This is a genomic window from Paraburkholderia atlantica (assembly GCF_000092885.1).
Taxonomy (GTDB): Bacteria; Pseudomonadota; Gammaproteobacteria; order Burkholderiales; family Burkholderiaceae; genus Paraburkholderia; species Paraburkholderia atlantica.
Genome location: NC_014120.1, coordinates 117,189 through 140,180, shown reverse-complemented (window position 1 = coordinate 140,180; position 22,992 = coordinate 117,189). Strand labels below are relative to the sequence as shown.

The following is a 22,992-nucleotide window of genomic DNA, read 5'->3' as shown; positions in this document are numbered from 1 at the left end:
AGATTAGGCTTCATTCTCATTCTCGTTCGCGAATACGGGTGGATACTTCTGCGATTGTCATTTCACCGATGTGACGCGAAAGCGAATGAAAGAACATTTCATCAAAGAGCTCTTCCGATTCTTTGAAAGCTCTTGCCGGATTCTCCTCAACGAAAGCGTAGGCTTCTTCGTGAGCAAGGTCGAGAAGTCTATGAATCTGTCTTTTATGCATCGTGAACAGCGTATCAACTAAAAATAGAGGCGCACACTGATTAAATGGCTGCACTTCTGCGTTCTAATACGTGCGAGCATTACCACCAGCCGCTTCGCTGGTAGTTTGAGCGCCCCGTCTCTTCGGTACGTATATGAGCAATTTCTGTATGGTTTGCAACGCAATTCACCGCCGAAGCGACGCAGCAGCGTGGCCTCGCGATTCAGCGTCAAGCCCTATTGTCGCATGCGCGACCTTGCAAAGGCTCCAGAGCGGGCAAGCGTATCTAACCGGCTCGCGCTGCGCGACAGGCACATGCTCGGGGTCAAGTCCACTTCTTGTTCTCTTGTCCCGATTTGCGAATCGACTCCGTACCGGCACTACAGCAGTAGGCGAGGAGGAATACATGGTTTCCGGTATCGGTCCTGACGATTGAGCGGATATCCGCGTTGAGCTTCGCCATTGCCGCAGACACGTAGTCGGGGGCCGGCAGCTTGTCGGTATTGAAGTCGTGGACAACCACGGCAACGGCGTTGTTGTCCTTCGTCATTGGATGAGCGAGAAATCGATCTTCTTCCGCGAACCTCTGTTCCCGCGTCGCTACTGCACCAACCCGTCCGCTGCAGTATCCGTGAGTACCTGACATCACATGAATCGTATTACCATCACCGCTCAGCCCCGCAGCGATCGTGTTGAGAGCGGCCGCGACGTCGTCCACGCCACACAAACCATGGAATCCCCAAATTTGCACGGCATCGGGAGTACTGCTGGTAATGTTTACAATTGTTGCCACGATGTTCTCCAAGGTTTCGAAAAGGGCCCATTTGATGATCAACCAACAATGACGGCTAAAGTGAGATGTCGCTGCTCCGCCATTCCCCGAACAGCGACGACGCACGAGCCGCGAAAGTAAGAGGCCAGTTCAAGAAACTTGCTCTGCGCGACTTAACGTTTTCCAGTCGTCAAAAGAGTAACCGAATTCATAGTGCTTCATGTGCCGGCGAGACGCTTGAAGCGGAGGACGACGGGCGACGGCACCCCAAAAACGAGTTCGCCCCCAACGCAATCTTTAGAAGTTAGGCCGGCGATACATATAGTCCCGTGCCCGACCGACGGCCATTCTCCGAAAGGTTGTGAAACGCGAAGTCACCTTGACGAGCATGTGCCTCATATCAACGAGTTTTGCTGCTTTGGCCGTTTCGTACCTGTGCCGTTGATCAGTACAGAAACAATCATGCTCGCCACCGGTTAAAAGTAACGCCCACTGACCCTCCGTCAATCGTTGCGCAGCAGTAAATTCCGGAAGGATTTTGCGAGACTGACAGGCCGCCGCGTACTCAGCAGGCGACCAGCGGCGATTTCCGGCTAGCACTGCGGCCAACCCCATCCACACACGACCCTCTTGATTTTAGGCATGGAAACTCCTTATCGGTAGCAGATGGCCATCGAACCCGCGGTTCATAGCACTGCTGCCACGAGAACGAAACTAACGTCATGGGGGCCGTCGCCCAGCTCAACGCGCTGCGACTCTGCCACGTTTTAGCTAGAGCCCCGAAGGCTAACAGACTCTAGAACAAATTGGCATTCAACATTTCTTATACCGCTAGCCCCAAATTCTTATCGACCGCTTTCGCACAAGCGCTCGTTTGAGCACACCGATCGTCGAGACTGTTCAGTGACCGAATGATTTTGTGAGGCGCCGTTGTCTTTCAAGCTCTTCATGAAGCTGGCGCCGATGCTGCGTGAAGGTAAAAAGGATCTCCCTCATGATGCGCAGTAGCTCCCCAGCCTGTGACGAATCCATCCCGTTTCTCTGCGCTTCCTGAACGCGCTCTTCTTTAGGCTGATTCGCTGCAGCGCTTCCAAGATATGGCGATCCGCGAGCGCTAGCGCTGATTCTTCCTCAGTCAGAAGCGTCACGGTGGCCTCCCGGTTCGAGATCGCCGCAGCAAGCGTCGCGCTTGTGCCTGTACGAGCATACACTTGGCAAATCTGACGTGGACGTCCTCGCGGCGGGTCATCCAGCAGTGCCGTATTGCGCGGCCTTCAGCACGAGCGACTTCTGAGCGCCGACTGCGCGAAGGCGCCGCAGGCGCAAGCAATGGGGCGTTGTCGCAGGTTACGTCAGACAGGGGCGCCAATTTCGGCGGAGCGTTTCGCGAAGTTGAATGGCAGCAGGTCAGCGACATCGGCGTCCGGCCCGCGCTGTGGCAATTCGGTCAACACATGCACGAGGTAGGCGTATGGCTCGACGTTGCAGGCCCGACACGTGAGCATCAGACTGTAGACCATCGCGCTTGCTTTCGCGCCGGCAACCGTGTCACTGAACAACCATGAGGACCGGCCGGTACAGAATGGTCTGATGTCGCGCTCAATGACGTTATTGTCGATGGCGGCACGCCCGTCGCTCATGTTCGACAGAGATACGCCCACTGGTTTCTTGTATATGAAATCGCCTTGCCCAGGAGGCTTTCTGGCAAGACCTGCAGCGCCTGTTCGTCCAGCCAGGCCTTGAACGCTTCGAGCAATGGCACGCTGTGCTGCTGACGCAGCCGGTACGTATAGTCGACCCGCGTCTCGCCGTCGGGCAGATCGGCCTTGGTGAGCGTTTCGATCTGATACAGCGCCTTGAAGTATTCCAGTGCCTGCGCGGCACGGCCGCCCGGTTTCTTCATGCCCTTGAGGGCGTCGACGAAGGCTCGACGGGCGTGAGCCAGGCAGCCGAAGTGCATTGGACCTTCGAGCGTGCGCCACGCGGCGTATCCGTCTGTCATCAACAGGCCTTCGTAACCAGCGAGGAACGCCTGGGGATATTCCCGCCCGCGCCCCGGTTGGTAATCGAACAGCACGACCGGCTGCGCGCAACCTTCGGCGCTGCGGTAAACCCACATGTACGAGGTGCTCTGCGCCGCTCTGCCAGCCTCCTTGAGCACCTGCACCGTTGTCTCGTCACCGTGAATAAACGGCTGAGACAGCAGCGTCGTGCGCAAAGCCTCATAGAGCCGGCTGTAGTGCAGCTCAGCGCCCGGATGACCCAGTTCGCCAGCGTGCCGCGTCCGACTTCGATGTCGGCGCGCCCCAATGCGTTGGCCATCCGGTATAGCGGGGTTCCGTCAACATACTTGCCGGCGGTGACGGTGGCGGTCATCGCGGCACTTGCATTGCTGCCCGGCAATGGCTGCGCTCGCATCGGTGACGTTATCACCGGCATGCGTTCGGCATGACGCTCCCAATGGCGACACGCGTATTTGAAGCGCACATGCTGCAGGACCGACGCCTTCGTCTCGATATGCAGCTGTTCGCTGATCTCTTCGCCCATACGGTGAAGCTCGCGTGCGCAGCACGGGCATATCCTCTGGTCATCAGGCAGGTCGTATTCGATGCGCTGACGAGGCAGATGCGCCGGCAGCGGTTTGCGTCCAGGACTGCGCCGCGCTACTTCCGGTGGGTCCGGCAGGCCGGTATCGGGCAGCATGAAGGTGTCTGCCGCGAGATCATCGTCATGCGCATCGGCGGCGGCGATCTGCTCGGCTTCATTGAACACGCGATCGCGCAGCTTCTCGCTGCTCGGCGCGAAGCGTTTGCTCTGCGCCAGGCGGAATTGCTCCTCCAGCTGGGCAATGCGTTCGCCCGGCTGACGGTTACGTGACTCGAGTTCACGGATATAAGCCTGGGCGGCGGGCGGTAACCCGGAGAAGTCGTCGTCATTCATGCTCCCAGGATAGTCGAAACCAATACGCTGACGGTTTACGGAGATTTGTAACAGTCACCCGTGCCTTGCCTGCCAGCCGGCCCGGTACTCAGCTGGCATGACGGTACCGCCGCGCTGGATGACGGCGCATTGCATCGATGTCGATGCCTTCCAATAGCCAGCGCAACTGCTCGGTCGTCAGCTCGATTACCGCCTGTTGCCGGCGCGGCCAGACAAAGTGATCCTCTTCGAAGCGCCGTAGCAGCAGCCAGAAACCGTTGCGCTCGTAGAACAGCAATTTGATCCGGTTGCGTCTGCGGTTGTGGAAGGCGTACACGGCACGCGCAAACGGGTCCAGTTGCATGGACTGCTCGACCAGCGTCACCAGAGTGTTGATGCCTGCCCGGAAGTCGCCTGGCTCGCGGTGCAAGAACACCGTCAGGTCGGCCTCGAAGCGAAACATCAGCGCCGTCCCAATGCCGCGATCATGGCGCTCACGAGGGCGGCGTCGTGTTCCGAGCATTCAAGCTCCAGCTTCACGCCATTGGGCAACTGGGCCGACAGCCAAGCCGAGGTCGGCGACCGCGAAGACCGGTGCGGCGACTATCTTGTTGCGCGCATACAGCCGGCGTTGAAGCAGGCGCGAGCGCCGGATTCGCGATCGCGACGAATGGCACAAACGCCGACACTGAAGCGGTCATGTCGCTGTTGCTCACGGGCGTTTCCGCCTGCCGGTGTAGCCGAACCCATTTGCGCAATTGGTTGGCGTTCACCCCGGCCTTCAGCGCCAGACCAGACTATGACGCCCCCGGGTTGCTCGCAGGCCGCGACCAGTCGCCGCTTGTCCAGAGGATCGAAGCTGCGCTTGCCGCCTATCCCAACGCGCGTCACGCGCAAAGGCAAAAACGAAAGGTCATCCTGGGTCATGAATTGCGTCCGCAAGTTGTGGTTGCGGACGCAATCGTGGCGCTTGCTGGATGCAAAAGCTAGGTGGGGGAAATTGCGCGCTTACTATGTATCAAAAGCACCTGAACGAAGACGAACTCGACGCGCTGTTTGCAACGGGCCCGGATGCGATTGCGCCGATGGATCCAATATGGGACGAGCTCGTCGTTGAGGTTCATAGCGCCATGCGGGAAGCGCTGTCTAGTGAAAGCAGTGTTGCCCAAGAGTTGGCTTGGCGCTGGGTTCGGCTCATGACCCGCACGACGAACAACGACCCGGCGCTCGCTTACAAGTTGATGAAGATTCAGACCGCGGAGCCACGCGCACAGCAGATTGTCGGCATTATGGCGGAGATGCTGGTTTGGATAGACGAATCGTTTGCGCGCGCGCTGCACACTTCTCGCCAAACACTTGAACCCGGCGCAGATGGAAGAAGTTCGGCGCCGCCAGCTTAACGAAAAGAACAGGCGCGAATGGCTAACGTTGGCGCTTGAGTTGCGGGCACACATGCAGGCCGGCGTCGAGGTGCGTATTCCACGCAAATCGAGCAGCCGTACCGCGGCAAAGCGAGCAGACATTCCACGCGAAGCCGAGCGGGGATTCCACAGCAAAGCGAGCGCTGCGGACGTGGCGACGCGGGGTGAGTTCTTTTACTCCTTCTCGTCTTCGATGGTCAAACCATTTCGGCGCTTGCGCATCGACTCGCCCGATAGTGTGAGCCGATGCGCGTTGTGAACCAGCCGGTCGAGGATCGCGTCTGCAAGCGTTGGATCTCCGATGGCGGCATGCCAGCTGTCGACTGGAATCTGGCTGGTTACGATTGTCGAACGCCGGCCGTGCCGGTCGTCGAGCACCTCGAGCAGATCACGCCGCGCCGAATCCGACAGCGGCGCCATGGCGAGGTCGTCCATGACGAGGATGTCGGTTTTCGCCCATTGCGCGAGCAGCTTCGCGTAACCGCCGCTACCGTGCGCGATGGCCATCTCCTCATTGAACTTCGGCATGCGTAGATAGCGGGCCGAGAAGCCCTGACGGCATGCCTGGTTGACCAGCGCGCATGCGAGCCAGCTTTTGCCAAGGCCGGTCGGCGCGACCAGAATCACGTTCTGGTGCGCCCGGATCCATTCGCCAGTGAGCAGTCGGGCGAGTAGAGCGCGGTCGAGTCCGCGGGGCTCGCGGTAGTTGATGTCTTCAGGTACCGCGTCAGGGAAGCGCAGCTTCGCGCGGCGCAGCCGCGCCGTGAGAAGGCGTGACTCGCGTTCGCTTGCTTCGCGTTCGACGAGCAGCCCGAGGCGCTCCTCGAAGCCGAGCTGATCGATGCTGTTCTGGGATTGCTGGTCGGCCAGCGCCGCGGCCATGCCGAACAGGCGCAGCTCGTGCAGCCGCTCAACGGTCGGGTGATGCAGCATGTCGATGATCTCCTTTCAGTGGTAGTAGGACGGCCCGCGCACGTTGGCGTGCACGAGCGGCAGTTCGGTCTGGGCGACGGGCGCATCGGCCTTGCTCTCCAGGCCATTCTTCAACGTTGAGGCGATGAACCGGTAGCTCGGCGCTTTCAGATCAATGGCGCGCTGGCAGGCGGCTTCCAGCCGCGCACGGCCGTAGTCTTTGCCCATGCGCAGCACCCCCAGGCAGGCGCGGTAAGCCTGCTGCGGATGCTGGCGACCGCCGAGCAGATGTTCGATAACCGCAGCGGTATGCGGACCGATGTCGGTGGCCCAGTTGATCAGCCGTTGCGGATTCCACTCCGTGGTGGCGGCCCGATGATTCGGCGGCATGTGCGCAGCGATCGTGGTGTGATGGCCGCGGCGCTCGCTCTTCGCATGCGCGGCAATTCGCTGACCGCGCAGGAAGATCTCGACCGTTGTCTTCGTATGGCGCACGTCGACCTGCTCCCGGGCGTGGCAGTACGAGACCGAGTAATAGTGTTCGTCGAGCTCGACGTGGTAATCGATGCCGACGCGGGCAACCTTCCACTGCGCGTACTGGTAAGGCCGTCCCGGCAGCGGGCGAAGTGCCGGGCGATCAAGTTGCTCGAAAGCGCTGCGGCGGCAGCCGGGCAGCTTCTTGAACGGCCTGTTGTTCAGTTCGACGAGCAGCGCGGCGATTGCCCGATTGGCTTCGTCGAGGCTGAACAGCCGCTGGTTGCGCAGCCGGGCCAGAATCCAGCGCTGTGCCAGGAGTACCGACTGCTCGACCTTCGCCTTGTCGCGGGGCCGACGTTTGCGTGCCGGGATGATCGCCATCGAGTAATGGGCAGCCATCTCGCCGTAGGTCCGGTTCAGAACCGGATCGTAGAAATCGGCCTTGTGTACGCCGGACTTCAGGTTGTCGGGCACCAGGATCTCGACACAACCGCCGATGAAGTTCAACGCGCGCACATGCGAGCCGATCCAGTCCTCAAGCTGCTGGGTCCAGGTGACCTCGGCATAGGTGTAGTTCGATGCGCCGAGCGTCGCGACGAACAGCTCCGCCTCGCGGATCTCGCCCGTGTGCGGATCAACGATACCGAGCCTGTTACCCGAGTAGTCGATGAACAGCTTCTCGCCGGGCGTGTGCGTCTGGCGCAGCGTAACCGGCAAAGCCGCTGCCCAGCGCTCGTAGTGCTTGCAGAACCAGCTGTAGCCGTAACCCTCGGGCTCCTGGGCCTTGTACTCGTTCCAGAGCAGGTCGAGCGTTACGCCTCGCCTGCCAAGCTCGCGATGCACGAGCGGCCAGTTGGGCAGCGGGCGTGTCCGGCTCAACGACGGCGGCGGCGGAAACAGCAGCGCCTCAAGCGCCGCGTCATCCAGCGACATCGCCTTCCCGAAGTCCAGTTGCGCACGCCGCGCACGGTCCAGGTAGTCCCAGACCGTCGCGCTCGAAGCGCCGATCGTCGTCGCGATCTCGCGCTGGCTGCGTTCACACACGAAGCGCAGGCGCAGCACTTCCCTGATTTGACGCATGGATAACCTTTTATTCGACATTCGGCGGCCCGACAAAATCGTCGAGCGTGCCATGGTTATCCGCGTCGCCGTCTCCCCAGCTTACTGCTCGGTTACGCGTGGAATTCGCGCTCGGGCAGCCGTGGAATCCTTGCTCCGTTTGCGGTGGAATCGGCGCTCGCTTTGCTGTGGAATCCGTGCTCGGTTTGCCGTGGAATCAGCGTTCGGTTTGGCGTGGAATACGCACGTCGAGGCCGACGCTGCGCCGGTACAGGCTCTCGTCGAGCGCTGGCAACAGCTTTTCCGTGAAAGCTTCTGTGGCGATGACGTGGTCTCGGAAGTGCATGTTCGAGACGCCTTGAACCAAGAGCCGGACCTCAACTTGGGGTGGGGCTCGACGAGGCATTGTTGGCCTATCTGCATAAGGCACACATCGTTGGGCACGACCTGCCGCCAATCGACGCCGGGCCGAAGCCTAGCGCCTTGATCGTGGCTAGACAACGGGCGGCGCACCAACTACTGAATCGCCCGCTGGTGCTTGATGATCTGCTCGCATTGGCCGTGCTAGGCAAAGCCGAGGCACAGGGCCTACGCAATGGCCTCGATCGGTTCCGCCACCCGATGTCGACGTGTAGGCCGCAGCGCGCTGGTCGTACGCAGTAGGCTAGCTGACAACATTTGGACCGAAACCGCCGAGCGGGGGGTGCGACAATACGTCGTGCTTGGGGCAGGACTCGACACCACCGCCTACCGGCAGCACGACACGCCCGGGAGCATCTTCGAGGTTGACTTGCCGGCCACGCAGGAATGGAAACGAGCGCACCTGAATGAGGCGGGCATCCGCTTGCCGCAATCGTTGCGGTTCGTACCGGTCGACTTCGAGCGCATCAGCCTTGCCGAGGGCTTGACGCGTGCCGGATTCGATCCACTCGCACCGGCCTTTTTCAGCTGGCTCGGGGTAACCATGTACCTCGACGAGGCTGCGGTCTTTGATACTTTGCGGTTCATCGCGCGCTGCGCCAGGAGCAGCGCCGTGCTGCTGGAATACGCACTGCCAGTGTCCAGCTTGCCGCCGATGATGCGTGTCTTCGTCGAACAGTTGATGGCGCAATTCGCCGAGGGCGGCGAGCCGTGGAAAAGCGCGTTCGATCCGGCTGAGTTGGCCCAAATGCTGTTTACACTGGGCTTCAGCAGTTCCCACACCTGGACTATAGACCAGTTGAACCAAAGGTACTTTGCGAACCGCTCAGACGGACTGCAAATCGGAACAACACCGTCACGTCTAACTCTCGCCACGGTCTAATCGTCAGACTATGCCTCGCAATTACTTGTTTGTCCGGCCCAGTCCGCGCAATGGTCAGCGCTACAAACGGCAAGGGCATCCCACAATCGCAAGGATATACGAGTACGAACGCGCCAGCGCAGCGATGCGACCGAGCCAAGTACGGGTCGCCGCGTGCGCCGGGGAGCCGAGCAGGAAATCCTCGGGTGTGGGCTGCACCGAGGATTTCGGTTGTTTGCAGCCTCGGTACGGTCGTGCGCGACGAGACACCCGGAGGCGTTGACGCATAGGAAGACATGATGATGACATCCACGCTTAACACCTTGATCCGCGCTCAACGCAGTCAGCTGGCAATCGTTAAAGTATCTCCAGAGCATTTGTAGCCCACCGTCACGGCGAATATGCCAAGGCCCCGCATGGCCACGTATTGTCGGTAGCCAGACCATCAATCCGGTCCGAAGCAATCCGCGAAATCGCCACACTCCGTGCAGTTTGAAGACTTGCAGACAATCAACGCCTCACGCTCGCACAGTTGCTTGTAGAGGAATTTCTTCCACTTCATACCGTGAACGTTTTTTTGCGCCAGCCGCGGAAACCAATAGCCCAACAGCACCGGCAATTCGCTACGCGAGCGAAGGCGCAGCTCCTGCCACAGGTGTTTGTCCCCCGCACAGGCGCAGGCGAGCGCATGCGAAACACAATGGATCTCAATCGTCGTTCCTGCGAGCGGATCAGCATGTGCCTTCAACAGGTTTGCGAGGTCTCCGACCTCATCGTCGCACGATCGCTGGCGCCACGCCGCAGGCGAGGCGGCCAGTTGCAAGAAAAGGGTGCGGTCGACGCCGGGAAACCAATGCGCGAGCAGCCAGTGGGTTTCATCCAGATTCAACCCGCGGATGGGCAGTGTGTGCACGCCGGCTTGGCCGAACGCCGTCGAGAGTACCCCAGCGAGGGCAAGAACCGTGGAATCGTTGGTGTCCACAGCGTGACGCATCAACGTTGCGTAGAAGTCCATCACCGTCCTTTGTGGCTCAGACCATGGCCACGGCGTGCGTGTAGCACTTTTTTGGGCATATCCTCGCGCATGCCGTGCAACCGATACACAACTCCCGGCGCGCAATAGTCATAACCTTCTTTTCGTACTCGTCGTCGTCATCCTCGCCTACCGGAGTAAGCCCCCCCCCCTCGCCTACACCTACGAGCTGCAGGACCCCGCGAGAACACGCCCGGAAGCATCGTCCGCATCCGATACACTTCTCATCATCAAGGGCGGAGACAAAGGTAGGCGTCCACATCTCCCCGCTAGGTAGCTTTACGCAAAAAATCTCGCTCATCTCCGGCTCCCAGGCGCTTCGTCTAGAGCCGCTGCCGCGGCCTTGCGCGCGTCCATCAGCGCGGCGTGAGCTTCGTGACAGAGCTGCGCAACCGTCAATATCTCTTCCCACCTAGTCGGAAGATCTTCCGAAAGGTCGTGCAGATCCATCTTGGCCTGAATGGCCCGTGTATTGAGCGTCTTCAGGCGCACCTTCAGTTCATTCTGGTCACTCATGACCCCCTCCCGTGGCAAAAGGACACCTCAGTTGTCGCTGTCCGCAAAGTCGCGATCTTGTCAACAGTGGCTTTCGCCATGAGATACCTCGTCATCCTCTGCAAAGTCGAATGAGCAACGCACATTTCTGGTTAGCGCCTTGCGCAACCACGGCGGTGGCGTACCTTTCAGGACATCCCTAAGCTTGATAAGGATGTCCTGAATTGGCTCCGGCTGTGGTACCTTTACTGGATGCACCTTCAGCGCTACGACGCGCGCCGCTCCTGAACCACCGATTGCGGCAACGTACAGGATAGCGCAACCGCGGATCGCTTCCAGCTTCGGTGCAAGCTTATCTTCGTCGCCGTCCTCCTCTAACTTGCCGCCAAAATCGAAGGCTTCCACGAACGCGTAGCCCTCCGCCGTCACATCGAAGATAACAATGCTTTTCGCCCAGCCAAAGTGCGCGTCGACATGCAGTTTGTCCTGCGTGGCAAATGCGATTTTCATGCAATGGTTCCCTCCTGATTTGATTACAATGGACGCGACGACCGGAATTCCTTACTCCGCGTTAGCGACTGGCGCAGCGAGGTCGAGCGACGACTGCGGCAGAGCCCAGTCGGCCGGGCGGTGATGCGTAACCCGATCGATTAATAGATTCGCGAGTTCGAAGACGAAGTTCATCGTTCCGCGATAGCCGACCTGGCATCGATGGGCATTGCCGACCCGGTCGAATACGGGAAAGCCTGTGCGCAACAGAGGCTTGCCGAGACGCGCGGCCATCTGCCGGCCGTGCGAATGCGTAATAAGCAGGTCACAATCCCCCGCGCCTCGTTCCATGTCCTCAAGGTCACCGAGCACGACCTCGCTCGTCGGCAGTAGCGCATGCGACGCCGATGTAGTCGTGCTGACGCAGACTGGCAACTCAGCGCCGATTTCGTGCAACAGCGAACCGATTGCAAGCAGCAAATCCGGTTCTGCTCCCAAGGCCACCTTGATGCCACCTATGTAAAAATGGCTGTCGAGCATTGCATCCAGCAGTTGGCTGCGCTGCCTCCGGTATTTGATCGGGACCTCCCGGTCTGACAGTCGCGCGAGGCGATGCAGGAGCCGGTCGTTCGGTTCGAGTCCTGTAAGCCGCTCAAAAATTTCGAACGGGATGCCTGCAATAGTCTCCAGTGCCTGCGCACCGTCGCGCGTTTGCTCGCCCACACCGATGGTGAATGTCGACGCACCTGCGGCCCGTATCTGGTCGAGAGAAGTTCCGCCCAGCGTGGTCCCGCGCCAGTCGGGCGCAATGTGGCCATCGAGCGAACCGGAGACGTCTGGCAATATGATCGGAACTAAGCCGAATGCCTCAATGATCTCTCGCAACTCGTCGATATCGCTGGGTGATAGATGACTGCCGGGCAGCACGTTGACCTGTCGCTGCACGGTTGGCAGCGGCTTGACAAGCGCCTTCACAATTGCAACGATGGCGCGCCTGTAGCCGTCCTCGAATGCGCCCACGTAGTCTGGCGTCGATACGTACACGAGTTCGGTATTGCTCAACTCTGGCTTACGTTTTCGCACCATCGCGAGATGACCGGCGACATCTTCCCCGTTGGCCTCAGTCAGCCCTGTGGAGCAAAGCACGATGATTTTCGGCGCCGCGCGCTTGCAGATGTTCACTAGCGCCGTTTCGACGTTTTCAAATCCGCCCAGAATGGTAGTGACCTCATTCATTGCAGTGGTCTGCAACGGGATGGCCTCCTTGAAATGGCGCGCCAACAGGACGAGGCCGAACGACGTGCAGCCCTGCGAACCGTGCATCACCGGCATGCACGCATCGAGTCCCATGGCGGCATAACTCGCGCCAAGCGGCTGGCTCATTTTTAGCGGGTTGACCGTACAAGCTTTCCCTAGTTCGACGACTTTTGCCATTGTGTCTGCACTCCGCTATGCTCAGGCCGTGACGCTGGGTCGAAAGCCCTTCGGGCCATCCCGCGCGCTTGCACGCGGCGACTGTTCTGTCATGCGGTCTGTGAACTCCATTCGCTCGCCACAGAGCCCTTCGCCTTTGTCGTCCCACGGAGCTGGAATGCGCACCTGCTGCCAGACCGGGTTGCTGATTGCGCGATCAATCTCGTACACCAGCTCGACGATTCCCTCATACCCGGCATATGGATGATGGCGTTCCTGATTGACATCAAGCCAAGGCACCCGCGCCTTTAGCGCGACAAACTGCGAGCGCCCGCCGGACAGCATGATGTCGGCCTGCGACTTGCGGAGCGTGCCGTACATTTCGCTTGCCGTCATATTGTCGACTATGCGCGCGTCATCGCCCATGATCTCCTTGATCCTTTCCTTGTCTTTCTCGGTGCTTTTCTTCACACTGGTGCCAACGATCTCGAGCCCCACCTCTTGCAACGCCGCAACAAGCGACCAGGATTTCACACCGCCTGTAATCAGCAGCACGCGCTTTCCATCGAGGCGCGCTCGGTATGGCGCAATGCGCGCCCACGCGCGCTCCTCTTCTGCTTCAATCAAGCGATCGGCGCGTTTGATCAGATCGTCGGGCGCCCCCCTTTGCACCAGCAGCTTGGCGACTTGGCGCAACGCATCGCTCACATCGCCGATTCCGTAGAAAGAGCCCTCGAAATAGGGAATGTCGTATCGCCGCTGCATCTTTGTGGCAATGTTAATCATCGACTTTGAGCACACCACCATATTTACCTTCGCGCGGTGAGCGCTCGCGATGTCACTGTAGCGAGCATCACCAGAGATGCAAGCCAAGATACGGATACCCAGCGCGTCGAAGAGCGGCTTCGTCTGCCACAACTCCCCCGAGAGGTTGTATTCGCCGATGATATTGATGTCGAACGGCGTTGTGTGAGCGGGCTCACGCGAGCCGATTACATGATCGAGAATCGCCTCCCCACCGAGTTTATTGCCGAAGTTTTTCGACCCGGCGAAACCGGGCGCGTTGACCGGTATCACAGGTTTGCCGAATTTCTTTGACGCTTGCTTACACACTGCCTCTATGTTGTCACCGATCAGCGCGGTGACGCACGTCTGATAGACAAACACGGCAGGGGGATCATATTTTTGGATAATCTCGCGAATACTTCTGAACAGCCGTCTCTCGCCGCCATAGATTACATCGATCTCACTTAGATCAGTCGTGAACGCGGTCCGATAGAGCATCGACCCGGAGGATGCCGCAGGACGGTTATCCCACGAGTTGCCCTCGCACGCAATCGGCCCGTGCACAAGGTGCGCTACGTCAACCACGGGCTGAAGTGCAATCCGAGCCCCATCGAACGCACAACCGCCAGCAGTCGCTCCTGGCGGAAGTTGCTTGGCGCAGCCTTGCCTGCGCTCCGTCTCACTTTTCGCCCTATTCTTCGCGCAACCGGGTTCGTCGAAAATGTCTGCAGTCCTAGCCTTGAACCACATTGGAGAATCCTGACAAGATGAGGTCCACAACTAAGTGCAAGTTCCATACCACCGCTCGAACCCGCAGGCATCCGCAGCGTGCGGTATCGGGCACTGTAGTAACAGCGTCAACTTAAACCAGTGCTTTGTCGGAGTTGAACGGATTGCGACACAACATGCTTATCGACCTTCTTTCAGACCATGCGCGTGCTGTGTTCCACGCGCGCTTCGCTTTGCATACCGAGCAGACGAAATATCGGAGCCGTACAGAGCGTGACCTCAAGCTTCGCTTTCCTAGAAGCGGCGTAGTTTGATTCCGTGCTTGCGCAGTGCATAGCCGATCTGCCGCGCCGTAATGCCGAGCAGGCGTGCCGCCTTTGCCTGCACCCAACCGCAGCGCTCCATGGCCCAGAGCAGCCGCTCACGCTCGTCCTCAGGGATGTGCTCACCAGAGTGCATGCCGAGACCGCCGGCGTCGCGCTCCGGGGCGCCGAATTTCGCGGGAACGTTCAGCGCGTTACTGACTGTAACGTCCGACGGGCGTGCCGGACGTACTGCGTCTTCTCGCTCCAGATGATGCAACACCTTCGTGAGGCACTGGTCGATCTCGCAGAGAAACGAAGAACGACCAATCGTGTCATGATGCGCCATTGTCGCAGTCCGCTCAATGCAGTTTTCGAGCTCGCGCACGTTTCCGGGCCAGTAACAACTCGACAGCACGCGCAACGCTTCCTCGTTGAAATGCAGAGCGCGACCGTTCTCACGATTAAAGCGGTTAAGGAAGTATTGCGCCATCTCGGGGATGTCTTCCCGTCGCTCGCGCAGCGGCGGCAACACGATGCTCACCACGTTGATGCGGTAGTAAAGATCCGCTCGGAATTCGCCCTCTCTCACCATTTGTTCCAGATTGCGATTAGTTGCAACGATGAGCCTCACGTCAACTCTCACGGGCGTTGTCCCCCCTACCCGCTCGAACTCCCGCTCCTGCAGAACGCGCAGTAGTTTCGCTTGGAACGACGGCGATATATCACCTATCTCGTCGAGGAAAAGTGTTCCGCCGTGCGCCAATTCGAAGCGCCCCTTTCGCTGAGTTTGCGCGCCCGTGAACGCCCCCTTCTCGTGGCCAAACAGCTCGCTTTCCAGCAGTGTTTCCGTGAGCGCGGCACAGTTCACCGAGACGAATGGCTGGTCCTTGCGCGGGGACAAACGATAGATTGCACGCGCGATCAACTCCTTGCCGGTGCCGCTCTCGCCGCGCAAGAGCACCGTCGTTCTCGCAGGTGCGACCTGATGGACCTGCGCGAATACGTGCTGCATCGACGCAGATCGGCCGATTGCCCAATCGACTTGATATATAGGAGCGGCCGCGTTCCGTCGGCGACTAATCTCCTCCTGCACGCTTTTTCGGCTCGGATCAGCCTCACGGTCAAGCAAAAGTGCCCTGGCTATTGGCGAAGCAACAACTTCCAAAAGTTGGAGATCGTCTGCGAAAACACGCTTCCCATCCGGATTCTCACAAAGGGCTACGAGCACCCCCAGCGGCCGTCCTTCGTGCCGGATCGGTGCCCCAAGTAGAGCGACACGCTCGGCATTGGAAACACGAACAGCCCCCGTGCGGTCGTCGAACATTGGGTCACCATCCAACTCAGGCACAACCACGGCGGACTCGCTTTCCTGTATCCGCCCTACGATCCCTTCACCGGAGGGAAAACGCATACCTTCTCGCCAGCCGTCTGACAGTCCTGTGCTACACAGGCCGCCAAGCTTTCCATCCGGCTGCTCGACGGCGATGAACGCGGACCGCCAGCCTCTCGCACGCGACAGAAACCACAGCGACCTCTTCAACGCGTGCTCCGCATTTCGGGATGAGTCCAGCGTTTTTAGCACTTCTGTCACTACATCGAAATCGGGAGGGCTCTCGTTGATAAGAGAATGCGACATAGATTCGGGCTCCAGCGACAACTCGCCAACGCAGTGAGGAGACGGTTCGGCACAACGGCAGAGTCATAGTCGCGTTGGTGGCAGCCGAATTCGGGATGCCGCGCTCAGGCATCGCCAAACTCGACAAAAATGACAAAAACGCAGCAATGGCGTCGGGAAGCTGCAAACAGAGGCAACGAGCCCCCCCGTTCGCGCCTAGCATACTAACCAAAAAAAACGTAGGTTTCACGACAAATTCGGGTCAACGGCAACCCGCACAGTCAGTCGAGGTTCCTAGTCTCGGTCGAACGCTGCCAGCGTTGAAGGAAGGCAAAAGCGGTTTCGTTATATGAAATTCAAATCGTAAGTGCCGTAGGCCTCAAATGGCAGCTCAGGTTGCATTGCACGACACAGACGCAACTCCGCGCGAGTCCTTCCAAAACGCGATGAGTGCTGTTCAGCAGCTTGCTCGAGTGCATCCGCCCAGTTGTTCGTCGTTTCTTTTTTAGCGCGCGATCCAATGCAACGTTACGCGCCTGCAACCGGTCGACACCTATGTCATTCCGCATCGAGGCCCGATGTTTCTCGTTGACAGAAGTCAAACGTCACTCAGTGGGCTCCTGAATTCCCAAAGCAACGCTGCCTGCCCGCGTCAGCGTCGGGGCTGTTCATCGAAAATACCCGGCAGCAACCGTTTTGACGCGCCGAAATATCGTCTCTTCGACGCGACCACGGCGCGACGTCACCTAAACCTGACCATGCGTTGGCATCGCCGGCTGCTCTACCGTGAATATTCCGTGCTCTGCCGAGTTCAGCTGCAGCGAGCGAAAGAGAAACCGTTGAAGTGCGGTAGCTGCGGATGTTCGGTCGTTCCAGTTCTCTTGAGTGAACAGACCGAATTCCGCCACTGGCGGCATCGGCAACCCGACAGCTTGCGGATCGATCGCGTGCATGGTATCGCGGCGCACGTGCCAGTCGAGCAGCACTGCAATACCGAGTCCTGCCTCAACGGCCGACTGCACCGCCGACAGGCTTGTGCTCGTACACGCAACACGCCACGCGATGCCGGCGTCGAGTAACGTCGCGAAAAAAATCTCCTGCCACCGGCATGCGCCGCCGAATGCAACAATCGGAAGCGGGCCCTCGCCAAGGTCCGTGTTCCGGGTACGTGCGACTGCCCAGCGAAGCGGATGCCGCCATGTAACTATCGGCTCTGAGTGAATCAGCGCAGGGTCGCCGATCGCGAAATCTAGTGTGTTGCTTGCGAGCCGCTGCGATAACGCCGGGCTCGCATCGACAACAATCTCCAGCGCTACGTCCGGGTAGAGAACAGAGAACTGCCGCAACGCATGGCGAAGGTGGCTCATTGCGATGTCTTCCGGAATGCCGACCCTCACCGTGCCAGAAACGTCGCCCTCAGTCAGGGCGGAGCGAGCCGCGAGGCCAATGTCGAGGAGCTTGTGCGCATATGGCAGTAGCACGTTGCCCGCGGTGGTCGGCTTTACGCCGCGCGGTGAACGTTCGAGCAAGCGTTGGCCAACCTCATCTTCGAGCCGCCGAAGGGCCATGCTGACAGCAGCCTGTGTCCGATGGAGAGCCATCGCAGCATTGCTCACGCTGCCGGCTTCTACAACCGTCACGAACGTACGCAGTAGCGTGCTGTCGAGATCGCGAATCATCAATTTCCCTCATGCAGACATAAAGATTATCAGCTTATACCACGCATACCCCTGCGGTTAATATCCTACCGTCACGAGTCAGGGAACATGGATGCAAAAAAAGTTGCACGAGAAACACGCCGAATACGCCCTACGGGGAATACCCGAGTCGCTGGCGCACCCGGCCCTTCGAGCTTCGCCGTGTACCTAATCGAACAGCCGCCACCGAACTGGCCAATGCTCCTTCCAGTGAAGGTGCATTACTGCAGAAACGCACAGCTTGACGTTGTGGCCTCCAGTCATCTCGTGGCCACGTCAAAGCGCTCCTCGATGAGGAGCTCTGGGCACGCCGGGCTATCTGAGCCCGGATACGTCCACTTAACTGCAATTAGCAAACAATAGGTTGAAGCATTGCGTTAAGCAGGTTGCACGAACCCTCTCTCGCTATGCTAGCCGAAAAAAATGCCCACCAATGGTTGACAGTGCTGCCCTCTCATCGCACGACGACCGCAGTCGCGGTTCGAGTCTAGAAGCTCGCGGAACTCCCGCGAGCCTGATGTACGCATCAAAGTTTCCCGCAGGAACGCGTCAAGGTGCCCGGCTGATCTCCTCGACGCGTTTATAGCAGCCCGGTTCGCTCGTTTCTTTGCGTTTTTCAATTTCCAACGGAGGTCACATGAGTACAGCCAACGATCGCATTTATTTTGAGCAAGTCGCTCAACAAGCTGTGGAACAGATGTTCGCAACTTCGCCCGAAACCGCAGCGTTCCACCGTGGCGATTGGATCGACAGTGAGTACTATCGCCGCCACCTCGTAGAAACCGTATTGCGAATCCGACTCAATAACGAGGTCGACGCGTTCGCACTCTACAAAATCGGCTGCAAGGACAATACGCTCGCACAGATCCTTGCGCAATACTTGGCAGAAGGATACGGGCATGAGGGGAAATTCCTCCACGATCTTAAGAACTTCGGCGTATCTGCCAATGACGTCGACCGGATTGCCCCCCTCCACAGCACCGACAAACTGATCGGCTACCTCTATCTGAGCATTGGTCGCAACGGTCCGCTGCCGACGATGGTCTGGAACTGGCTGCTCGAATGGTATACCAATCGCTACAGCAAGAGCATTACAGAAGCCGCCGCGCGGGCGTTCGGCCACGATCACGTGAAAGGTTCGCTCGACCACATTCAGTACGCAGAATCGCACAAGCACTATGACATCATCTGGATTGCCCTTCAGCGGGCAATCGGCGGCTGGGGCAGCATTGAGAGCGCGGAAATGTATCTCCGCAACTTCGTCGGCCTGATCCACGAATATTTCGATGAGTTGCGTGTGGCGACCGTGCCCCGGACGGAAAGCTTAACGTCGCGGGAAGCAGCCACATGACCGCCGTCATCTTGGTTGCGCCAGCGTCATCCGGTACGGCAGTTGTCGCCGCCTCCGCTCGTCAAGGTATCGTCGCCCTTGCATTTTCGCGTGCCGCGCCGCTTCGACTGCGACCGTCTGTTGCGCCCTTCGCGGGGGTGGGCGCTGCGCTCGGCGTCTTCCCATGCACACACGAGTCACCGTGGACAGTTCAGCGCTCGCGGAGATTGCCGGGCAGCAGCGTAATGGGCACAAGTAACCACTCGTTAAACTGAACAAGTCGATCTTGTTGTCGAGACTGATGATACGCAGCCATATTTGCAATCCAAACTTACGCAGCTCCGGCAATGCGAACGTGGCGATGCGACGTGCCTGACCATCGTACGGTTCGTCAAATCCATATCAGCGGACTTCGCCGGCAGCGCCGAAGTGGCGAATGTGCGCCACAATCCGCTCTCAAAGTAGACGAAGCTCCCACGCCCACCCGCCCTCCACTATCGCGAGACTGACTGTTCTCTTAAACCCCTACCAGACATGTCCGGTTCACCGCCGCAGATCGCCCCGACGCCGGGCCCGGACATCGCCAAAACGCTCTGTGCGCTCAAATTTGATCACGCCGAAAAAATATCTGAACAAGTTGCTTCCACATGAAAGCCAATCATCCTGCTAAGGGTAACCGCATAGTCGTGCTTAACCGGTGGTCAGACGGCTTCGCTGCCTATCAGCGCTACATTGATCATGCGGCGAACAAGATCGCATATGTCTGCACGCCCAACAGTGTCGCCGCGCTTGACACCTCTCGCGTTGCACACGTCGAACAGCTATCTGACATCCTCGATGAAGAAGCGCTGCATGCGGCCGTGCGCGCATGTAGTTCAGCGCTCGGCGGCATCGACAGGCTAGTCGCCTTATCCGAATTCGACCTTATAGCGGCCGCGCGACTGCGCAACTCGTTCAATATCCCCGGTGACCTTCCCGAGACAGTCGTGCGCTTTCGAAATACGGCCGTTACGAAGAATACTATCGCCGCAGCTGGCCTGCGTGTACCGCGGTTCGCAGCCTTGGAAGATCTGGCCGTTGCCAAGGCGGCGACTACCACCGTAATGCGTTTTCCGATAATCGTGAAACCGCGATCAGGTACGGCGAACATAGGGTCACGGCGCATCGAGACCCGTCCTGAGTTCGATGCACTGTGGCCGACACTACCGCTTGCCGAGTACGTTTGCGAGGAGTACATCGACGGTCCGGTTTATCACGTTGACGGCTTCCTTCTGAATGGCACATTGGTTATCGCGCGCGCCTCTCGCTATATCAACACTTATGTCCAGTTCGCTCAAGGTAAACCACTCGGCTCGGTGATGCTCGACCCTGGTCCTCTAAATGAGGCGCTGACCGCATTCTCAGGAAAATGTCTGCGCGCCCTCGATTTCAGAAATGGGCCATTCCATCTTGAGATAATCCGGGGCTGCGATGGATTGTATTTCCTCGAGGTTGGCGCCCGCGTCGGTGAAGGAGAAATCCCATTCCTCTTTCACGATCTGTACGGCGTTGACCTGTTCGCCCTCTGGGCCGCGCAGCAGTCAGGTGACAAGGCGCGGTTAGCCACTCAGCTGCAAGCAGCGCTAGACGCGTCGGCATCGTCCGCCCGCGGTGGATTCCTCATGTTGCCGGAACCAGTGGGCAAAGTATTCGTCGATGCAAAATTGCTACGAGAGATCCCCGCACTTTACGAGGCGGTTTTCCCCAAGCCACATCATTTCTTCGACGGCACCGGCGGCTACGCCACCCTCCTCGCGCGCTTCCGCTACCGCGCTGCATCGGAGCACGAAATCGCCACAGCAATTCACACGACATTAGACAATTTCCAATACACGCTCGCCGAGACTGCCGCGCGCCCCTTCACTGCAGAGCCAGCGGCTCCAATGGTTCATGCCGGAAGGCATTCCCCGCCGCTTCTGCCTTGCTAGACGTAGTTTCGCGCCTCCTCCAGCAGGAGCTCCCGCATCCAGATACTCGCAGGATCACCGTTATGCAGGGAAGGCCATTGAATCGCTTCGGTGAAGCAGGAAAGTGGCAACGGGACGTCGACTATCCGCAGCGGGGTGACTTCCGCGAAATACTTTGCCAACCTCAGAGGAATCGTAGCGATACGGTTAGTATGAAGCAGGACTCGCGGGATCAAGTCGAAGGTAGGCACGATAACCTCTTCGCGCCTCTTGAGACCGAGATCGAGTAAGAAGAACTCCTCGATCGAGGGTCTCCGTCCACGCCCAAACCTCACTGTTACGTGTCCCATCGACATGTACTTCTCGAGCGCCAGCCGGCGGGACAACTGCTTGTTCGTCGGACAGCCCACACACACGAGCTTCTCCTCAAAGAGCGGTGCTTTAGGATGAGCATCAGCCAACAACAGCTCCGGCAGAATCAAAAAATCGGCGTCCCCACGCCGAAGCAGCTCACCCGGCTCGTCATCAGGGAAAAGCAATTCGAAACCAACCGAAGGAGCCTCACGCGCTACACGCTTAATGACATTCTGGAAATAGACCAGCGTCATAAAGTCGGACAGGCACACCCTGAAGCGGCGATTCGACTTGTCCGGTCGAAACACGTCCCGCGAAATGATGGAAAGCTGGATGTGCGATAAGGCTTCCCGAACAGGTCCAGCGAGCTCCGTCGCTCGCGCAGTGGGGACGAACTCACGACCTCTCATTACAAACAGGTCGTCGCCGAAATAATCGCGTAGTCGAGCGACGGCGGCGCTCATGGCAGGCTGGCTCAGATTGACGCTTTGCGCCGCAGCCGTCAAGTTGCGCTGCGTCATCAGCGCATCCAGCGCGACGAGAAGATTCAGATCAAGCCCTTTGAATCGCATGTTGCGGTATCCGCCTTATGGATGAGACATATCGAAACAATCGATTGTACAAATTATTTGCGATAACGCAAAGTTGCGACAATTCAAATTGAATAGGCAACGTCGAAGCACGTCTGTGGTAGTACTGATTGATCATCCGCAAAATCCCGCATAGTGATCGACAGTTGGCGATTGAATCTATCAGCAGATCGAACGATACAGGACATGCGTCGGAGGCCATAGAAAGGCTATGAACCACCCAGACTATTTGACAGAAGTGCGCAGCAACAGTGATTGTGCCGATCTTCGCCCTAAGGTTTACCTTACATTTGATGACGGACCTCATCCAGTATGGACGCCGAAAATACTTGACATATTGGAATATGAGCAAGCAACGGCAACTTTCTGTGTCATTGGCGCGTACGCAGCGGAGTATCCAGAACTGATCAAACGGATCGCGGCAGAAGGTCATGAACTCGCTAATCACACCGTGACACATCCAGACCTTTCGAAATGTGAGCCGGACCTAGTTCGCCGTGAAATAAGGGAGGCGGATGCGCTTATCAAGGAGACATGTCCTGCGGCGAAAGTGACGTATTTCCGCGCGCCATACGGAATCTGGACGAAAGACGCAATCGGGGAAACGGGGAAGGCTGGACTGATCGCGCTTCACTGGTCAGTAGACCCGCGGGATTGGTCTCAACCGGGTGTCAATGCGATTGTTGATGTCGTGATGGCATCAGTCCGGCCAGGCTCGATTGTGCTGTTGCATGATGGAAGCCCCCCCGGAGAGTCGAACTCCGATGTTCACACGACATCCCGCAGACAGACGGCCGAGGCTCTTTCACGTCTAATTCCTGCATTGAAGGCGCGCAGGTTCGTGATTAGCCGACTTCCTGATCGTCGATCCCAAACACTGGCCGAATGAGCGCACATCTGTGACCACTAGCCTGCTGGGACAATTGGCTAGCCACTCATTGCAAACAGTTCCCTATAGTCACATCGAGAGATCGTGCATGATTCTGGCGGACAATCAAATGAAGATGTCAGGAAAAACTGATCCGTGAAAAAGGATCCACTGACATAACTTTCCGTGCCCGCCGATGGAGGTGTTGTTGCCTACCTCGGTACCATGGAACACATTGAAGGAGGTTATTAGTCGGTCGAAAGCGGCAGATTGATACGATTGCATCAACAAGGCGGTACACGACAGCACG

Annotated in this window: 18 protein-coding genes and 3 pseudogenes; 5 read left to right on the top strand and 16 right to left on the bottom strand. The window is 58.5% G+C overall.

Translation table 11 applies throughout. The features are described from left to right. Positions 1 to 16: 16 nt before the first annotated feature. The 5 genes and pseudogenes from BC1002_RS38150 to tnpA form a co-directional block, all read right to left on the bottom strand. On the bottom strand, positions 17 to 265 hold the full coding sequence (locus tag BC1002_RS38150) for a hypothetical protein (protein WP_157874878.1): 249 nt from the start codon (positions 263 to 265) through the stop codon (positions 17 to 19). Between the two features lie 250 nt (positions 266 to 515). After that, positions 516 to 983 carry a hypothetical protein gene (locus tag BC1002_RS33925; protein ID WP_157874877.1) on the bottom strand — a complete coding sequence of 156 codons (468 nt, stop codon included), beginning with the start codon at positions 981 to 983 and terminating at the stop codon, positions 516 to 518. A gap of 1,331 nt (positions 984 to 2,314) precedes the next feature. After that, positions 2,315 to 3,902: pseudogene (gene tnpC, locus BC1002_RS33920) on the bottom strand (IS66 family transposase). Between the two features lie 88 nt (positions 3,903 to 3,990). Continuing rightward, the gene (tnpB, locus tag BC1002_RS33915) at positions 3,991 to 4,404 is read right to left on the bottom strand and encodes an IS66 family insertion sequence element accessory protein TnpB (RefSeq protein ID WP_083788783.1); all 414 of its coding nucleotides are present in this window, start codon (positions 4,402 to 4,404) and stop codon (positions 3,991 to 3,993) included. After that, positions 4,344 to 4,808: pseudogene (gene tnpA / locus BC1002_RS39915) on the bottom strand (IS66-like element accessory protein TnpA). Before tnpA ends, tnpB begins: the two are co-directional and overlap by 61 nt. A gap of 86 nt (positions 4,809 to 4,894) precedes the next feature. On the opposite strand from tnpA, the gene BC1002_RS33905 reads away from it, so the two are divergent. Then, a complete protein-coding gene (locus BC1002_RS33905; RefSeq protein ID WP_041736236.1) occupies positions 4,895 to 5,281 on the top strand; it encodes a TipAS antibiotic-recognition domain-containing protein in 387 nt (128 codons plus the stop codon). A gap of 195 nt (positions 5,282 to 5,476) precedes the next feature. On the opposite strand, the gene istB is transcribed toward BC1002_RS33905, so the two are convergent. Both istB and istA read right to left on the bottom strand, forming a co-directional pair. Continuing rightward, the gene (gene istB, locus BC1002_RS33900; RefSeq protein WP_013094450.1) at positions 5,477 to 6,235 is read right to left on the bottom strand and encodes an IS21-like element helper ATPase IstB; all 759 of its coding nucleotides are present in this window, start codon (positions 6,233 to 6,235) and stop codon (positions 5,477 to 5,479) included. A 15-nt stretch (positions 6,236 to 6,250) separates the two neighbouring features. Continuing rightward, complete coding sequence (istA, locus tag BC1002_RS33895) at positions 6,251 to 7,792, bottom strand: IS21 family transposase (protein WP_083788781.1); 1,542 nt, start codon at positions 7,790 to 7,792, stop codon at positions 6,251 to 6,253. A gap of 205 nt (positions 7,793 to 7,997) precedes the next feature. Here istA and BC1002_RS33890 point away from each other — a divergent pair. Next, positions 7,998 to 9,053, top strand: a pseudogene (locus BC1002_RS33890) (class I SAM-dependent methyltransferase); the annotation flags it as partial. Between the two features lie 424 nt (positions 9,054 to 9,477). Here BC1002_RS33890 and BC1002_RS33885 read toward each other — a convergent pair. From BC1002_RS33885 to BC1002_RS33850, 8 genes are all read right to left on the bottom strand, one after another. Beyond that, positions 9,478 to 10,047, bottom strand: a complete 570-nt coding sequence (locus tag BC1002_RS33885; protein WP_013094483.1) for a nitrogen fixation protein NifQ — start codon at positions 10,045 to 10,047, stop codon at positions 9,478 to 9,480. A 16-nt stretch (positions 10,048 to 10,063) separates the two neighbouring features. Continuing rightward, positions 10,064 to 10,366: a ferredoxin III, nif-specific gene (fdxB, locus tag BC1002_RS33880; RefSeq protein ID WP_013094482.1), complete on the bottom strand. Its 303-nt coding sequence runs from the start codon at positions 10,364 to 10,366 to the stop codon at positions 10,064 to 10,066. Next, positions 10,363 to 10,581: a CCE_0567 family metalloprotein gene (locus tag BC1002_RS33875; RefSeq protein ID WP_013094481.1), complete on the bottom strand. Its 219-nt coding sequence runs from the start codon at positions 10,579 to 10,581 to the stop codon at positions 10,363 to 10,365. The genes fdxB and BC1002_RS33875 overlap by 4 nt, the downstream gene beginning before the upstream one ends. Before the next feature lie 60 nt (positions 10,582 to 10,641). Further along, positions 10,642 to 11,070 (bottom strand): nitrogen fixation protein NifX, encoded by a 429-nt coding sequence (nifX, locus tag BC1002_RS33870; RefSeq protein ID WP_013094480.1) that lies wholly within the window; start codon positions 11,068 to 11,070, stop codon positions 10,642 to 10,644. A 51-nt stretch (positions 11,071 to 11,121) separates the two neighbouring features. Next, positions 11,122 to 12,483: a nitrogenase iron-molybdenum cofactor biosynthesis protein NifN gene (gene nifN / locus BC1002_RS33865; protein ID WP_013094479.1), complete on the bottom strand. Its 1,362-nt coding sequence runs from the start codon at positions 12,481 to 12,483 to the stop codon at positions 11,122 to 11,124. Between the two features lie 21 nt (positions 12,484 to 12,504). Then, positions 12,505 to 13,998 (bottom strand): nitrogenase iron-molybdenum cofactor biosynthesis protein NifE, encoded by a 1,494-nt coding sequence (nifE, locus tag BC1002_RS33860; protein WP_013094478.1) that lies wholly within the window; start codon positions 13,996 to 13,998, stop codon positions 12,505 to 12,507. Positions 13,999 to 14,271: 273 nt separating this feature from the next. After that, a complete protein-coding gene (gene nifA / locus BC1002_RS33855) occupies positions 14,272 to 15,918 on the bottom strand; it encodes a nif-specific transcriptional activator NifA (RefSeq protein ID WP_013094477.1) in 1,647 nt (548 codons plus the stop codon). A 725-nt stretch (positions 15,919 to 16,643) separates the two neighbouring features. Further along, the gene (locus BC1002_RS33850; protein WP_013094476.1) at positions 16,644 to 17,576 is read right to left on the bottom strand and encodes a LysR family transcriptional regulator; all 933 of its coding nucleotides are present in this window, start codon (positions 17,574 to 17,576) and stop codon (positions 16,644 to 16,646) included. A gap of 655 nt (positions 17,577 to 18,231) precedes the next feature. Between BC1002_RS33850 and BC1002_RS33845 the strand changes: the two genes are divergently transcribed. After that, positions 18,232 to 18,945 (top strand): hypothetical protein, encoded by a 714-nt coding sequence (locus tag BC1002_RS33845; protein WP_013094475.1) that lies wholly within the window; start codon positions 18,232 to 18,234, stop codon positions 18,943 to 18,945. A 626-nt stretch (positions 18,946 to 19,571) separates the two neighbouring features. Next, complete coding sequence (locus BC1002_RS33840; protein WP_013094474.1) at positions 19,572 to 20,891, top strand: ATP-grasp domain-containing protein; 1,320 nt, start codon at positions 19,572 to 19,574, stop codon at positions 20,889 to 20,891. Here BC1002_RS33840 and BC1002_RS33835 read toward each other — a convergent pair. Beyond that, positions 20,888 to 21,796 (bottom strand): LysR family transcriptional regulator, encoded by a 909-nt coding sequence (locus BC1002_RS33835; RefSeq protein ID WP_013094473.1) that lies wholly within the window; start codon positions 21,794 to 21,796, stop codon positions 20,888 to 20,890. The two genes, BC1002_RS33840 and BC1002_RS33835, sit on opposite strands and share 4 nt — an antisense overlap. Positions 21,797 to 22,025: 229 nt before the next feature. Between BC1002_RS33835 and nodB the strand changes: the two genes are divergently transcribed. Further along, on the top strand, positions 22,026 to 22,703 hold the full coding sequence (gene nodB, locus BC1002_RS37150; RefSeq protein ID WP_013094472.1) for a chitooligosaccharide deacetylase NodB: 678 nt from the start codon (positions 22,026 to 22,028) through the stop codon (positions 22,701 to 22,703). The last annotated feature ends 289 nt before the right edge of the window (positions 22,704 to 22,992 follow it).